The sequence below is a fragment of the Kitasatospora sp. NEAU-CNBT7 genome, assembly GCF_057220535.1.
In genome coordinates this window covers 193,374-207,511 of the sequence record NZ_JBXQQB010000009.1, presented here as the reverse complement: position 1 = coordinate 207,511, position 14,138 = coordinate 193,374, and the positions used below count along the sequence as shown (strand labels likewise).

Below are 14,138 nucleotides of genomic sequence, written 5' to 3'. Positions count from 1 at the left end.
TCGGATTGGCCGGCAGCAGGATCGGGCACGGAGTCCGCCGCTTCGACGTGGCGCCCGAGCAGGAACACTAGCCCTCCGTCAGGGCCGTGGTCCAGACCACTGGTTGACTCAATCCGGCACCTGCGGTCCGCCCGCTCCGACGCCTGCCGCCGATCGCAGCAGCCTCCGGCGGCCGCGGGATCCGGACGGCGGCGGACGCTCACCCCGAAGCATCCGCCAGTTCCTTGCCATGTCACCTTCCGTGCGCTCGAATGGTCGACGCTGGTCCCACCCGAACCCCGGCACCCCCCGCCCAGGAGGAACCTTGACCGTCCGTCGCACCCTCGCCGCCGCCGTGCTGGCACTGTCGGCCGCCGCCCTGATCCCCGCCCAGCAGGCGTCGGCCGCCGGCACCGGCGACCTCCCGTTCGGCTCCGCCACCACCGTCGGCCTGCACAACACCTATGACCCGGCGGCCTTCTCGTACCTGGCCCAGGCGCTCGACACCGGCACCGGCATGATCGAGCTGGACGCCTGGACGGACACCATCACCAAGGAGTGGAAGGTCAGCCACTCCAACCCGCTCGGCAACAGCAACAACTGCGTCAACGCGAGCTCCGCCGCCCAGCTCTACAGCGGCGGCGCCAACAAGAACCTGGAGTCCTGCTTCGACGACATCCGGGTCTGGCTCGCCGCCCACCCCACCGCCGGCCCGCTGGTGGTCAAGCTGGAGCTCAAGGGCGGTTTCGCCGCCAACCGCGGCATGGGCCCCAAGGAGCTGGACGCCCTGATAGCCGCCCACCTGGGCGCCGCCGCCTACCGGCCCGCCGACCTGCTGGCGAAGCCCGGCGGCGGCTCGTACCCGACCCTCGACGACGCGGCGCGGGCCGGGAACTGGCCGAGCCGGGCCGCGCTGGCCGGCCGGGCGATGGTCGAGGTGATCCCCGGTACCGTCGAGGAGAGCAACCCCTTCGACACCCTGCACACCGACGTCGAGTACGGCCGCTACCTGCGCGACCTCGCGGCCGCCGGAAAGCTCGGGCAGGCGCAGATCTTCCCGGCCGTGCACGGCGCGGCGGCGGCCGACCCGCGCACCCGCTACGAGAGCGCGATCCGGCCGTGGTTCGTCCTGTTCGACGGCGACGCGGCCGCCTACCTGAACGGGATCGACACCTCCTGGTACGACAGCCGCCACTACCTGGTGGTGATGACGGACGCCCAGAACGTCGCCCCGGCGATCAGCGGCACCGACCCGACCGCCGATCAGGCACGCGCCCGGGCCGTCCAGCTCGCCGCCGCCCACGCCTCCGTGGTCTCCAGCGACTGGCGTCACCTGCCGGAGGTCCAGTCCCTGGTCCTTCCCCGGGGCTGACCGCAGGTGCGGGGCCGGCCCGGGGCGACGGGCCGGCCCCGCACCGCGGGCCCGGGCTGTGTACGGCGGCTTCGGGGCGTGCGCCCCGCGGGCCCGGTCCTCGCCCGGCGACTTCAGGGCACCGGCCACCCGTCCCGGGTGGTGGCGCTGCGGTGGTAGGGGCCGTCGGGCCCGGTGGAGCGGTAGTCCTCGGTCGCCTCGGCGGTGCGGACGGTGGTGTCGCCGTCGTGCCGGTGGGCGGTGGGGGCGTAGGTGTGGTCGACGGTACTGCGGGCCAGGGTGAGCGGGCCGAGGCGCAGGCTGTCCTCCTGGTGGCGGCCGAGCGTCATGGCGGTCCGCTGGTCGGTGTTGCCGGCCGCGTCCCGGGCGTAGTGGTAGCCGACGTCCAGCGGGTCGCTCTCGTGGGCGGTGCGGGTGAGGGCGGGTCCGAGGCCGGCCCGGGTGGTGACGGCGCGGGTCAGGTCGGTCCGGTTGCGCAGGGTCAAGTCGTTCCCGCCGGAGGCGAGTTGCTGGTCGGAGGTGAAGGCCAGGTCGTCCCGGACCTCGGTGCTGACCCGGCCGTGGGAGGTCTGCACCCAGCCGGTGGCCGTGTCGTGCCGGGTGGCGGTGACCGTCCAGTGGCCGCTGCCGCCGCCCTGGTCGGTGAGGGTGGTGGTGACGGCGGCCTCGGGGGCGACCCGGTGGTCGGTGAGCCGCCCCTCGGTGCGGGCCCGGCCGTGGTCGACGGTGGCGAACAGGTTGACCTGGCCGGTCCACAGGTCGTTGCTCTGGCTCTCGGCCGCGTTGACGGCGATGCCGATGCTGTGCGGGCGGCCGTCGAGCAGCAGTCCGACGTACGGGGTCAGGTCGAGCCGGTAGGCGGGCAGGTCGAAGGCGGCGATGCCGGGGGTGGGCCGCCACAGCAGCGGGTCCCAGCCGCCGGTGTAGATCACGGGGTACGGCCAGACCGCGCCCGCGCTGCGGCCGTCCACCGACAGCCGCAGCTCCCGGAACGGGCCCTTCCCGCACAGGCCGAGGCCGGGGTTGGCGCTGACGTACGCGTCGGGCGCGGAGGCGTAGGCGAACTCCTCGCAGGCGCCGCCGCCGCGGGTGTACACCTCGGCGGTGAGGCGTTCCAGGTTCTGCGGGAAGACCAGCGGCACGGCGGCGGACGGCGCGGCGCCGGTGAGGCCGAACGGGCCGGTGGTGAGCACCCGGTCGGCGGTGGTGGCGGCCGGGTGCCGGGGGGAGGCGGTGTAGAAGGTGAGGCTCGCGGTGATCCGGAAGACGCCGGTGTAGGTGGCATCCGTGACGTTGGCGAGGTCGAGGGCGAAGGGCTGCGGGCGGTCGAGGAGCGGCGCGTAGCGGGTGAGGTCGCGCTCCACGCTCCACTCGATGCCGTCGGCGGAGGGTTCCGGGGTGGAGGAGAGCAGCACCTGCACCCCGCCGATCCGCACCGTGAACAGCCGGTCGAACTGCCGCCCGGCCACCCGCCCGTGCAGGTCGAGCACCACGGCGGACCAGGGGCCCCGGCAGGCCGCGGGCGGGGTGAGGGTGACGGTGTACGGGGTGTCCGGCGGGTTGCCGTAGCCGTTGCTGAACGGCTGGTCGTGCATCGTCTCCACCGTGCAGGAGCGGGTGTCCGGCCTGGTCAGCGGCTTGGCGACGCTGAACGGGTCGTGGTAGTCGGTGCCGAAGTCGGCACTGGCCGGGCCGGCCGCCAGCAGGGTGGCGGCGAGCGCGAGCACGGCGGCCAGCAGCCGTGCCGCGCGCCGGAACAGGGGACGAACGGCCATCGGGGTGCCTCTCCTCGCTGCCTGACGGTCGAGGCATCCTCCAGGCCATGGCATGGCCGGGTCAAGAGGGCGCACCCCCGCCTCCATCGCTCGTAAAATCTTGTCGACGACACGTCAAAAGGCTTCTGGCGCAGCCTGGTCCACGACTACCGTCAAAACCTGTGACAACCAGCCGAAAGCGCCTGTCCGCCCTCCTCACCGCCCTGCTCGCCCTCCTCGCCGCCGCCGCGCTGGGCCCGGCCGCCGCGCACGCGAGCACCGTCGGCACCGTCCGCAGCGGTGCCAGCCAGCCCGTCTACTCCTACGCCGACGCCGTCCGGGAGACCGTCTGGGTCGACACCGGACTCGACGGTGACGGCAACGGCCGCACCGACCGGGTCGCCGCCGACATCGTCCGCCCGCGCGAACCGGCCGCGGCCGGCCTCAAGGTCCCGGTCATCATGGACGCCAGCCCGTACTACTCCTGCTGCGGGCGCGGCAACGAGAGCCAGCTGAAGACCTACGACGCGCAGGGCGGGCCGGTGCAGTTCCCGCTCTTCTACGACAACTACTTCGTCCCGCGCGGCTACGCCGTGGTCCTGGTCGACCTGGCCGGCACCAACCGCTCGGACGGCTGCGTCGACGTCGGCGGCCCCTCCGACATCACCTCCGCCAAGGCGGTGGTCGACTGGCTGAACGGCCGCGCCGCCGGCTACACCTCCCGGACCGGCACCGGCACCGTCAAGGCGGGCTGGACCGACGGCTCGGTCGGCATGATCGGGAAGTCCTGGGACGGCACCATCGCCAACGGCGTGGCCGCGACCGGCGTACCGGGCCTGCGGACCGTGGTGCCGATCTCCGCGATCAGCTCCTGGTACGACTACTACCGCTCCGACGGCGCCCCGCTCTACAGCGGCACCCCGGCCGACCTGTCCGCCGCGGTGGAGAGCCGGGCCACCGTCGGGCGCTGCTCGACCGTGCAGAAGCAGCTCGCCGCCGGCTCCCCCGCCAACGGCAATTGGACCCCGCTGTGGCAGCAGCGCGACTACGTCGCCTCCGCCGCCAAGGTGCGCGCCAGCGTCTTCCTGGTGCACGGTCTGCAGGACCTGAACGTCCGGGACATCAACTTCTCCCAGTGGTGGTCGGCGCTGGCGCAGAACGGGGTGGAGCGCAAGATCTGGCTCTCCCAGACCGGCCACGTCGACCCGTTCGACTTCCGCCGGGCAGCGTGGGTGGACACCCTGCACGCCTGGTTCGACCACTACCTGCTGGGCGTCGCCAACGGCGTCCAGAACGGGCCGGTCGCCGACCTCGAGCGCGCCCCCGACCAGTGGACCCAGGACCAGAGCTGGCCCGCGCCGGGCACCGTGACCACCACCCTCGGCCTCCGCCCGGGCACCCTCACCACCGCCCAGGGCAGCGGTACCGCGGCCTTCACCGACGACCCGGCGCGCGACGAGAACGCCTGGGCCGCCGACGCCGACCGCACCACCCCGGACAAGACCGTCTTCGCCACCGGCGCGCTCACCCAGCCGCTGCGGATCTCCGGCGGCGGCTCGATCACCCTGACGGCCGAACCGTCCACCCGCAGCGCCCGGCTGAGCGCGGTGCTGGTCGACCTCGGCCCGGCCACGATCCGCGACTACCAGGCCGCGGGCGAAGGCATCACCACCCTCGGCACCCGCTCCTGCTGGGGTGACAGCACCGCGGGCGACAGCGCCTGCTTCTTGGACACCGCCGCCGACACCGCCCAGGTCGGCGCCACGGTCTTCAGCCGGGGCTGGGCCGACCTCGGCCACTACGCGGGGCTCGACCGGTCCCTCACGCTCACCCCGGGCACCGCGTACCCGATCACCTTCGACCTGGCCGGCACCGACCACGTGGTGCCCGCCGGCCATCGGCTCGCCCTGATCGTGGCCGGCACCGACCACGGGCTGATCGACCCGCCGTCCACCCGGCCGACCCTCACGCTCGACCTGGCACGTTCCTCGCTGCGGCTGCCGCTCACCGGCGGCACCGGCCCGCTCCCGCAGGCCGTACCGCACGAGGGCGCCGCGCTGCCCGCCCTGAGCGGCGGCGCGGGCGGCACCGCGGCCCGGCCGGAGACCTTCCGGTAGGCCCCGCCCGCCGGGCCCGCCTCCGGGCGGGCCCGGCCGGCCGGCGCCGCGCGGCCGTCAGCGCTGCTGGCAGGCCGGGCACCAGAAGAGGTTGCGGGCCGCGTGCTCCTCGGTGCGCACCGGCGTCCCGCAGACCAGGCACGGCTGGTCGGTGCGGCGGTAGACGTAGACCTCGCCGCCGTGGTCGTCCACCCGCGGCGGGCGGCCCATCGCCTCGGGGGTGTGCTCCGGACGGACGGTGTCGATCCGGCCGATCCCCGCGCCCTCGTGCATCAGGCCCACCAGGTCCGCCCAGATCGCGTCCCACTCCGCCCTGGACAGGTCCCGGCCGGCCCGGTGCGGGCTGATGCCGAGCCGGAACAGCACCTCGGCGCGGTAGACGTTCCCCACGCCCGCCAGCACCTTCTGGTCCATCAGCAGCGCGGCCACCGTGGTGGAGCTGCGGGAGATCCGCTGCCAGGCGGGCGCCGGGTCCGCGCCCGCGCGCAGCGGGTCCGGGCCGAGCCGGCGGTGCACCGCGGCCTTCTCCGCCGGGGTCAGCAGCTCGCAGGTGTTGGGGCCGCGCAGGTCGGCGTACGCCCGGTCGGACTCCATCCGCAGCCGGACCAGGCCGACCGGCTCGGGCGCCGGACCCTCGCCGAAGGTGAAGCCGCCGTACAGGCCCAGGTGGATGTGCAGCCACGCCTCGCCGAACCCGAGGAAGAGGTGCTTGCCGTGCGCCTCGGCCTCGTCCAGCCGGCGGCTGTCCAGCAGCGCCGCCCCCTCGGCGAACCGGCCCTGCGGGCTGGAGACGCGCACCGGCCGCTCCCCGAAGACCCGGAAGTTCTCGGTGGCCAGGCGGTGGATGATGTGGCCCTCGGGCACGGGCGTCAGCTCCTCGGCAGATCCGTTGCGACCCGTCCATTCTCGCAGCGGGGTACGACACCGCCGCCGGACCGGGGAACCGGGCCGGGGAACCGGGCCGGAGCGCCGGACCGAGGAACCGGGCGGCTCAGCCCGCGGGCCGGCCCGTCAGCCGGGACAGGATCGCGTGGTCCAGCGCGGCGGCCGTGGCGGCCACGTCCAGCTGGGAGTTGTCGATGATCGGCAGGCCGGAGGTGCGCCAGCCGGCCATCCGCCCGTGGATCCGGGCGACCTCCTCGTCGCTGAGCCGCCGGTTGCCGCTGCGCCGGGCGTTGCGGGCGAGCACCGAGTCAAGGCCCGGCAGCAGCACCACCGGGATCATCCCCGGGCCGATGTGCCGCTTCCAGCCGCCGAGCCCGATCGCCGGGCGGTCCGGGAAGACGGCGTCGTCGATGATGCAGGAGATGCCGTTGGCCAGGTAGTTGCGGCAGGCGAAGCCGCAGGTGCGGCGGGCCAGCCGGTACTGCGCCTCGGAGGCGGTGTTCCAGCCCGACTGCGGGTTGGCGAACCCGGCCTGCACCCACTCCCGGACGTCGTCCAGGCTGATGTGCGCGGTCGCGGTCGGCCGGCGCTCCGCCCAGTGCCGGGCGACGGTGGTCTTGCCCGCGCCGGCCGGGCCGATCAGCAGCACCGCGAGCGGCCCGGTGGGCAGGTGCTGCGGCGGGTGGGCGGGAAGCTGCACGGGCGCTCCGGTCGGCAGCACGAAGTGGCCGGTCGGCTGCGGCGGCGCGGCGGCGGGCGGCGGCCCGCCCGGGTGCGGCGGCCGGGCCGGGGTGTACGGCGGCGGCTGGTGGCCGCCCTGCGGGGCCGGGTACGGCGGCGCCAGCGGTCGCGGAGGCACTGGTCCTCCCCCTGCGTACTGCGTCACGGTCACCTCCCGACGGGGACACTACACGTCGGCCCGGCGGCGGACATAGTCCGCGGCCGGGCCGATGATCGCACGTCAGCGCGTGGTGAGCTGCTCCGCGAGGGCGCGCAGGGCCAGTTCGTACGAACCCAGCCCGAAGCCCGCGATGGTGCCGGAGGCGACCGCCGCGATGACCGAGTTGTGCCGGAACTCCTCCCGCGCGTACGGGTTGGAGATGTGCACCTCGATGAGCGGCGCGGTCCGCTGCGCGGCGGCGTCCCGCATCGCGTACGAGTAGTGCGTGAACGCGCCCGGGTTGATCACCACCGGGGTCTGCCGGTCGGCCGCCCAGTGCAGCCACTCGACCATCTGCTGCTCGGAGTTGGTCTCCTTGACCTCCACCTCGAAGCCGAGCTCCTTGCCGAGCGCGGTGCAGCGCTCGACCAGCCCGGCGTAGGAGGTGGCGCCGTAGACGTCCGGCTCCCGGCTGCCGAGGCGGCCGAGGTTGGGACCGTTGAGCACCAGCACCCGGCTCACGCCGACACCTCCCCGTACGCGCCGACCAGCAGCGTCGGGTCGGGGCCCTCCAGGATCGAGGTCTTGCCGAGGCCGTCCAGCACGACGAAGCGCAGCAGGTCGCCGCGGGACTTCTTGTCGATCTTCATGGCGTCCAGCAGCTTGGGCCAGGCGTCACCGCGGTAGGTCAGCGGCAGGCCGACCGAGCCGAGCACCGCCCTGTGGCGGTCGGCGGTCTCGTCGTCGAGCCGGCCCGCGAGCCGGCCGAGTTCGGCGGCGAACACCATGCCGATCGAGATCGCCGCGCCGTGCCGCCACTTGTAGCGCTCGTTGCGCTCGATGGCGTGGCCCAGGGTGTGGCCGTAGTTGAGGATCTCGCGGCGCCCGGCCTCCTTGAGGTCGCCGGAGACCACGTCGGCCTTGACCTGGATGGCCCGGCGGATCAGCTCCACGGTGTGCGGGCCCTGCGGGGTGGTGGCGCCCTGCGGGTCGGCCTCGATCAGGTCGAGGATCTCCGGGTCGGCGATGAACCCGCACTTGATCACCTCGGCCAGCCCGGAGACGTAGTCGTGCCGGGGCACGGTCTCCAGGGTGCCGAGGTCGGCCAGCACACCCGCGGGCGGGTGGAAGGCGCCGACCATGTTCTTGCCCTCGGCGATGTTGATGCCGGTCTTGCCGCCGACCGCCGCGTCCACCATGCCGAGCAGCGTGGTCGGCATGGCGATCCAGCGCACCCCGCGCAGCCAGCTCGCCGCGACGAAGCCCGCCAGGTCGGTGGTGGCACCGCCGCCCAGGCCGACGATCACATCGCTGCGGGTGAAGCCGGTCTGGCCGAGCACCGACCAGCAGTACGCGGCGACCTCGGCGCTCTTGGCCTCCTCGGCGTTGGGCACCTGCAGCGCGATGGCCTCGTAGCCCTCCGCGGCCAGGTCCTCGCGGATCGCCTCGCCGGTGGCCTCCAGCGCCTCCGGGTGGATGATCGCCACCCGCTTGGCCCGGTTGCCGATCAGCGGCGCCAGCTCGCCGAGCAGCTGATGCCCGATCAGCACGTCGTACGGGTCGTGGCCGGCGCTGCCGCCGACGCGGATCGTGACGGTGTCAGTCATGGGGTCTTCAGCTCCAGTGCTTCCAGTACGGCGTCGGCGGCCTGCTCGGGCGTGCGGCCCTCGGTGTCCACCACCGCGGTGGAGACCGCCAGGTAGACCGGGCGGCGCAGGTCCATCAGCTCCCGCCAGCGGGCCCGCGGGTTGATCGCGAGCAGCGGGCGCGGGGCGTCCAGGCCGACCCGCTTGACGGCGTCCCCGAGCGCGACGTCGAGGAAGACCACCGGCAGCCCGGCCAGTTCGGCCCGGGTGGCCTCGGCCATCACCGCGCCGCCGCCGAGCGCGAGCACCCCGTCGTGGTCGCGGACGGCGGCCGCGACGGCGGCCGCCTCCAGCTCCCGGAAGTGCGGCTCGCCCTCGTCCACGAAGATCTCGGGGATCGGCTTGCCCGCCGCCTGCTCGATGTCGGCGTCGGTGTCCCGGAAGCCCACGCCGAGCCGGGCGGCCAGCAGCCGCCCGACCGTGGACTTGCCGGCCCCCGGGGGGCCGACCAGCACGACCACCGGTGCGGTCATCGGACGATCAGGTTGTCGAGGTAGCCCTGCACGTTGCGGCGGGTCTCGGAGACGTTGTCGCCGCCGAACTTCTCCGCCACCGCGTCCGCCAGCACCAGCGCCACCATCGCCTCGGCGACGATCCCGGCGGCCGGCACCGCGCAGACGTCCGAGCGCTGGTGGTGCGCCTTGGCGGGCTCGCCGGTGCGCACGTCCAGGGTCTGTAGCGCCCGCGGCACGGTCGCGATCGGCTTCATCGCGGCCCGCACCCGCAGCAGCTCACCGGTGGACAGACCGCCCTCGGTACCGCCCGAGCGGCCCGAGGTGCGGCGGACGCCGTCCGGGGTGGGAACGATCTCGTCGTGCGCCTGCGAGCCCGGCACCCGGGCCAGGTCGAAGCCGTCGCCGACCTCGACGCCCTTGATCGCCTGGATGCCCATCAGCGCGGCGGCCAGCCGGGCGTCCAGCCGGCGGTCCCAGTGCACGTGCGAGCCGAGGCCCACCGGCACGCCGTACGCCAGCACCTCGACCACACCGCCGAGGGTGTCGCCGTCCTTGTGGGCCTGGTCGATCTCGGCGACCATCCGCTCGGAGGCCTCCGGGTCCAGGCAGCGCACCGGGTCCGCGTCGAGCCGGGCCTCGTCGGAGGGCAGCGGGTAGACGCCGGCCGGGGCCTTGGCGGCGGCCAGCTCCACCACGTGCGAGACGATCTCGATGCCGCAGGTCTCCTTGAGGTAGGAGCGGGCGACGGCGCCGAGCGCGACCCGGGCGGCGGTCTCGCGGGCGGAGGCGCGCTCCAGGATCGGGCGGGCCTCCTCGATCGAGTACTTCTGCATGCCGGCCAGGTCGGCGTGGCCCGGGCGGGGGCGGGTGAGCGGCTCGTTGCGGGCCAGGTTGGCCAGGATCTCCGGGTCCACCGGGTCGGCCGACATCACCTGCTCCCACTTGGGCCACTCGGTGTTGCCGACCATGACCGCCACCGGGCTGCCCATGGTGAGGCCGTGCCGGACGCCGCCGAGGAAGGTGACCTCGTCCTGCTCGAACTTCATCCGCGCGCCACGGCCGTACCCCAGCCGGCGGCGGGCCAGCGCGTCGGCCACCAGCTCGGTGGTGACCGGCACACCGGCCGGCAGGCCCTCCAGCGTCGCGACCAGAGCGGGACCGTGCGACTCCCCCGCCGTCAGCCAGCGCAACCTACCCAACGGAGCTCCTTCGTCAGCGGCCCGGACCGCAGCTGCGGGCCGGGCCGGGCGTCTTGGGCGGGCCCCGAGGAACCGGGTCCGCCGTCCGTCTCCGATCTTTTCACGTCCGGCGGCCGACCGGGCGCACGGTCCGGGTTCCGGACACCGCACGTCCGCTCCTCGGCCGCCGGCACCCCCGCTGACCTGCGGGATCAGCGGCCCGCCCGGGCCGGTGCCGCGGCCGGCACTAGCGAGCCAGCTCGGCCTCGCCGGCCGCCCGCATCGCGGCCAGCGGGCCAGCCGCCACCTTGGTGAACAGCTCGAACTGCAGCACCGCCTGGTGCACCAGCAGGTCGAGACCGCCCAGCACGGTGGCCCCGCGCTGCGCGCAGGCCGCCGCCAGCGGGGTCGGCCACGGGTGGTACAGCACGTCGAACAGGGCGCCCGGCCGCGCCGGGACCGCCGCCGCGACCTGGTCGGTGGCCCCGGCCGGCGTGGTCGAGATGGTCAGCGGGGTCTCCAGCGCCTCGGCGGCCCGCGCCCAGTCGGCGGTCCGCAGGTCGAGCCCGAGCCGCTCGCCGAGCGCCCGCATCTCGGCCGCCCGCTCGGGGCTGCGGACGTACGCCGTCACCGGGCCGTCGCAGATCAGGGCCAGCGCCGCCAGCGCGGAGGAGGCGGTCGCCCCCGCGCCCAGCACCGCCGCCGAGCCGACCTGGTCGATGCCGCGCTCGGCCAGCGCGTTCACCAGGCCGGGGATGTCGGTGTTGTGCCCGTGCAGACGCCGGTCCGGGCCGAACACCACGGTGTTCACCGCGTCGACCTGCACCGCCGCCGCGCTCACCTCGTCCAGCAGCGGGATGACCGCCCGCTTCAGCGGCATGGTCAGCGACAGCCCGGCCCACTCCGGGCCGAGCCCGGCCACGAACGCGGGCAGCGCGGCCTCGTCCAGCTCGAAGCGGTCGTAGTGCCAGCCGTCGGCCAGGCCCAGCGCGGCGTACCCCGCCCGGTGCAGCACCGGGGAGAGCGAGTGCGCGATGGGCGAGCCGAGTACGGCGGCCCGGTGGTGCGTCGTCACGGAGCTGGTCACCTTTCCCTCTGGATGACCGCCACCCTAGATCACCGCCGTCGCACCGGCGGGCCGGGACCGGCGACGGCGGTACCGACCCCGGGCGCCGCTGCCGGCACCGGCGGGGTCTCAGCGGGCGGGGGACTTGGCGGCGGCCCGGGCCGCCCAGCGGCCCTCACTGCGGGTGATCCGGATCGGGTGCCGGAAGCACGCGCTGACCAGCTCGGTGGTCAGCACCTGGTCGACCGGACCGGCCGCCACCGACTCGCCGTCGCGCAGCAGCAGCGCGTGGGTGGTGCTGGCGGGCAGCTCCTCCAGGTGGTGGGTGACCAGCACGCTGGCCAGCTCCGGGTGGCGCAGCCGCAGGTCGTCCAGGCTGTCCAGGAGCTGCTCGCGGGCGGTCAGGTCGAGGCCGGTGGCCGGTTCGTCGAGCAGCAGCAGGCGGGGTGCGGGCATCAGCGCGCGGGCGATCAGCGCCCGGCCGCGCTCGCCCTGGGAGAGCGTGGTCCACGGCGCCTCGGCGCGGTGGGCGATCCCCAGGGTGGCGATCAGCGACTCGGCGTGCGCGGCCTGGTCGGCGGTGGGCTGCCACCGCGGGTACAGCTCCACGCTGTTGGTGATGCCGGTGAGCACCACCTGCCGGACGGTCAGCGGCGAGCGCAGCGGGTGCCGCGGATTGACGTGCCCGAGGTACGAACGCAGCTCCCGCAGGTCCACCCGGCCGAGCTGCCGGCCCAGCACCCGCACCTGCCCCCGGGTGGGGTGGGAGAGGGCTCCGAGAAGGGCGAGCAGCGTGGTCTTGCCGGCGCCGTTGGCGCCCAGCACGGCCCAGTGCTCGCCCGGCCGGACGGTCAGCGAGACCTGGCGCAGCAGGTAGCGGCCGTCGCGGACGACGTCCACCTGCTGCGCCTGGAGCAGCGGCTGCGGTTCCTCGGTCGGCTCGGTCACTTGCAGAAGTTGCCCTGCTTGTCGAAGGCCTGGCCGTGCGCCGTGCAGTACTCCTCGACGTTCTTGGCGTGCTCGGCGCCGGTGGTCGCGAAGCGGGTCTCGGTCTTGGACATCGCGATGAAGAAGACCCAGTCGCCCGGCGTCGGGTTGAGCACGGCCTTGATCGCCTCGTCGCCCGGGTTGGAGATCGGGGTCGGCGGCAGGCCCGGGTTGACGTAGGTGTTGAACTTGTTGGACCCGTCGTTGATCTCCTTCTCGGTCAGCTTGGTGCGGCCGAGCGAGTACTGGAGCGTGGTGTCCATACCGAGCTTGTGCTGGGTGGCGTTGGTGTTGAGGCGGTTGTAGATGACCCGGGCCATCTTGCCGAAGTCCGCGTCGTTGTTGCCCTCGCGCTGCAGGATGCTGGCCTCGGTGATCACCTCGTAGGCGTTCTTCAGGCCGACCTTCTGCGCGTTCTCGTCGAGCTTGAGGTCCTGGTAGTGCTGGACGGCGTTGGTCACCATCTGCTTGAGCACGTCCTCGGGCTTCATGCCGTCGGCGATCGAGTAGCGGGTCGGGTAGAGGAAGCCCTCGATGTTGCCCTGCGCGTACGGCGGCAGGCCGAGGTTGGCCACCTGCGCCTTGGCGGCGGCGGCCGTGGTGCCCTTCTCGACCTTGAGCTTGGTGTCGATCGCGGTGTAGACCTCGGCGGCGGGCAGCCCCTCGGGGACCACCAGCACGTTGCCGCCGGCCGAGTCGACCAGGAACTTCACCGCGGCCTCGCCGGACATCTGGTGCTTCATGGTGAAGAAGCCCGGCTGGATGGTGCCCGCCTTGGGGTTCTTCTGGAAGGCGGCGGTGAAGGCCTCGACGCTCTTCACCACGTCGGCCTCCTTGAGCGCCTGGCCCATCGCGACGCCGCTGCCCGGCTTGATCTCGATGGTGACCGAGCCGGCGCCGTCGCCCTGGTAGTCCGGCGGCGGGCCGAAGTGGCTCTGGTAGAAGCCGTAGCCCCACCAGCCGGCGCCGACGACGCCGCCCATCAGCACCAGCGCGACCACCAGGCAGGCGCCGCGGTTGCGGCGGCCGGCCTTCTTGCCCTTCTCCTTGCGCTTGCGCTCGGCGTCCCGGGAGGTGTCCTGCTCGGCGCTGCCGAAGAAGGACTCGTCCTCGGCCGGAGCCTCCTCGCCGTGCTCGTCGAGGTACTCGTCCTCGGCGGCGGGGTCGACCCAGTCGTCGAACTCCGGTTCGGCCTGCGGGCCGTCCAGTGCGGCGGCCTCGGCCTCCCAGTCGATGCCGTCGGGCCCGGGGCCGGGGCCGGCGGGCTGCGGCGGCCGCGCCTGCCGCGGCGGCTGCTGCCGCGCCTGCTGCTGCTGCTGTTGTTGTTGCTGCTGTTGCTGCTGCTGCTGCTGCTGAACGTGCTGCTGCGGCGGCTGTTGCTGCTGCGGGATCTGCTGCTGGTACGGCTGCTGCTGCTGGTAGCCGGACCCGGACTGCGGCTGGCCGTACTGCGGCTGCTGGTAACCCTGTTGCTGCCCCTGCTGCTGCCCGTACTGGCCGCCCTGCTGGGGCCAGCCCTGCTGCTGCGGCTGCTGTTGCTGGGGGTACCCCTGCTGCTGCGGGTAGCCGCCCTGCGGGTAGCCCTGCTGCTGGGGATAGCCCTGCTGCTGCGGGTACCCCTGCTGCTGGCCGTACGGAACGCCCTGCGGGTTCTGCTGCTGCCAGGCGTCCGGCTGCCCGCCGGGCCGGGGCTGCTGTCCGCCTGTACCCGGGGACCCCGGGTACCACGGCTGGTCGCCCTGGGGGCGGTAGCCCCCACCCAGATCAGTCATCGATCCCCTTAACGCGTTCCTGCGCCCGTGGCGGACCGCAGACGTCT

At 74.1% G+C, this 14,138-nt stretch carries 12 protein-coding genes; 2 read left to right on the top strand and 10 right to left on the bottom strand.

All coding sequences use genetic code 11. The features are described 5' to 3' along the window. Positions 1-304: 304 nt before the first annotated feature. On the top strand, positions 305-1,351 hold the full coding sequence (locus AC2TEW_RS15255; RefSeq protein WP_484623860.1) for a phosphatidylinositol-specific phospholipase C domain-containing protein: 1,047 nt from the start codon (positions 305-307) through the stop codon (positions 1,349-1,351). A 113-nt stretch (positions 1,352-1,464) separates the two neighbouring features. On the opposite strand, the gene AC2TEW_RS15250 is transcribed toward AC2TEW_RS15255, so the two are convergent. Continuing rightward, positions 1,465-3,126: a peptide-N4-asparagine amidase gene (locus AC2TEW_RS15250; RefSeq protein WP_484623859.1), complete on the bottom strand. Its 1,662-nt coding sequence runs from the start codon at positions 3,124-3,126 to the stop codon at positions 1,465-1,467. A 161-nt stretch (positions 3,127-3,287) separates the two neighbouring features. Here AC2TEW_RS15250 and AC2TEW_RS15245 point away from each other — a divergent pair, with 161 nt between their 5' ends. Beyond that, complete coding sequence (locus tag AC2TEW_RS15245; protein ID WP_484623858.1) at positions 3,288-5,222, top strand: Xaa-Pro dipeptidyl-peptidase; 1,935 nt, start codon at positions 3,288-3,290, stop codon at positions 5,220-5,222. A gap of 57 nt (positions 5,223-5,279) precedes the next feature. Here AC2TEW_RS15245 and AC2TEW_RS15240 read toward each other — a convergent pair whose 3' ends face one another. The 9 genes from AC2TEW_RS15240 to mltG form a co-directional block, all read right to left on the bottom strand. Then, positions 5,280-6,086, bottom strand: a complete 807-nt coding sequence (locus tag AC2TEW_RS15240; RefSeq protein WP_484623857.1) for an Fpg/Nei family DNA glycosylase — start codon at positions 6,084-6,086, stop codon at positions 5,280-5,282. 127 nt (positions 6,087-6,213) lie between these two features. Beyond that, positions 6,214-6,999: an AAA family ATPase gene (locus AC2TEW_RS15235; protein ID WP_033823006.1), complete on the bottom strand. Its 786-nt coding sequence runs from the start codon at positions 6,997-6,999 to the stop codon at positions 6,214-6,216. A 69-nt stretch (positions 7,000-7,068) separates the two neighbouring features. Beyond that, the gene (gene aroQ / locus AC2TEW_RS15230; protein ID WP_033823007.1) at positions 7,069-7,509 is read right to left on the bottom strand and encodes a type II 3-dehydroquinate dehydratase; all 441 of its coding nucleotides are present in this window, start codon (positions 7,507-7,509) and stop codon (positions 7,069-7,071) included. Then, positions 7,506-8,594 (bottom strand): 3-dehydroquinate synthase, encoded by a 1,089-nt coding sequence (gene aroB / locus AC2TEW_RS15225; RefSeq protein ID WP_033823008.1) that lies wholly within the window; start codon positions 8,592-8,594, stop codon positions 7,506-7,508. The genes aroQ and aroB overlap by 4 nt, the downstream gene beginning before the upstream one ends. Further along, the gene (locus tag AC2TEW_RS15220; RefSeq protein ID WP_484623856.1) at positions 8,591-9,106 is read right to left on the bottom strand and encodes a shikimate kinase; all 516 of its coding nucleotides are present in this window, start codon (positions 9,104-9,106) and stop codon (positions 8,591-8,593) included. The genes aroB and AC2TEW_RS15220 overlap by 4 nt, the downstream gene beginning before the upstream one ends. After that, positions 9,103-10,287 (bottom strand): chorismate synthase, encoded by a 1,185-nt coding sequence (gene aroC / locus AC2TEW_RS15215; protein WP_484623855.1) that lies wholly within the window; start codon positions 10,285-10,287, stop codon positions 9,103-9,105. Before aroC ends, AC2TEW_RS15220 begins: the two co-directional genes overlap by 4 nt. Positions 10,288-10,513: 226 nt before the next feature. After that, a complete protein-coding gene (locus AC2TEW_RS15210) occupies positions 10,514-11,341 on the bottom strand; it encodes a shikimate dehydrogenase (protein WP_484623854.1) in 828 nt (275 codons plus the stop codon). 120 nt (positions 11,342-11,461) lie between these two features. Next, the gene (locus AC2TEW_RS15205; protein ID WP_484623853.1) at positions 11,462-12,280 is read right to left on the bottom strand and encodes an ABC transporter ATP-binding protein; all 819 of its coding nucleotides are present in this window, start codon (positions 12,278-12,280) and stop codon (positions 11,462-11,464) included. Next, positions 12,277-14,091, bottom strand: a complete 1,815-nt coding sequence (gene mltG, locus AC2TEW_RS15200) for an endolytic transglycosylase MltG (RefSeq protein ID WP_484623852.1) — start codon at positions 14,089-14,091, stop codon at positions 12,277-12,279. Before mltG ends, AC2TEW_RS15205 begins: the two co-directional genes overlap by 4 nt. Between the last annotated feature and the right edge of the window lie 47 nt (positions 14,092-14,138).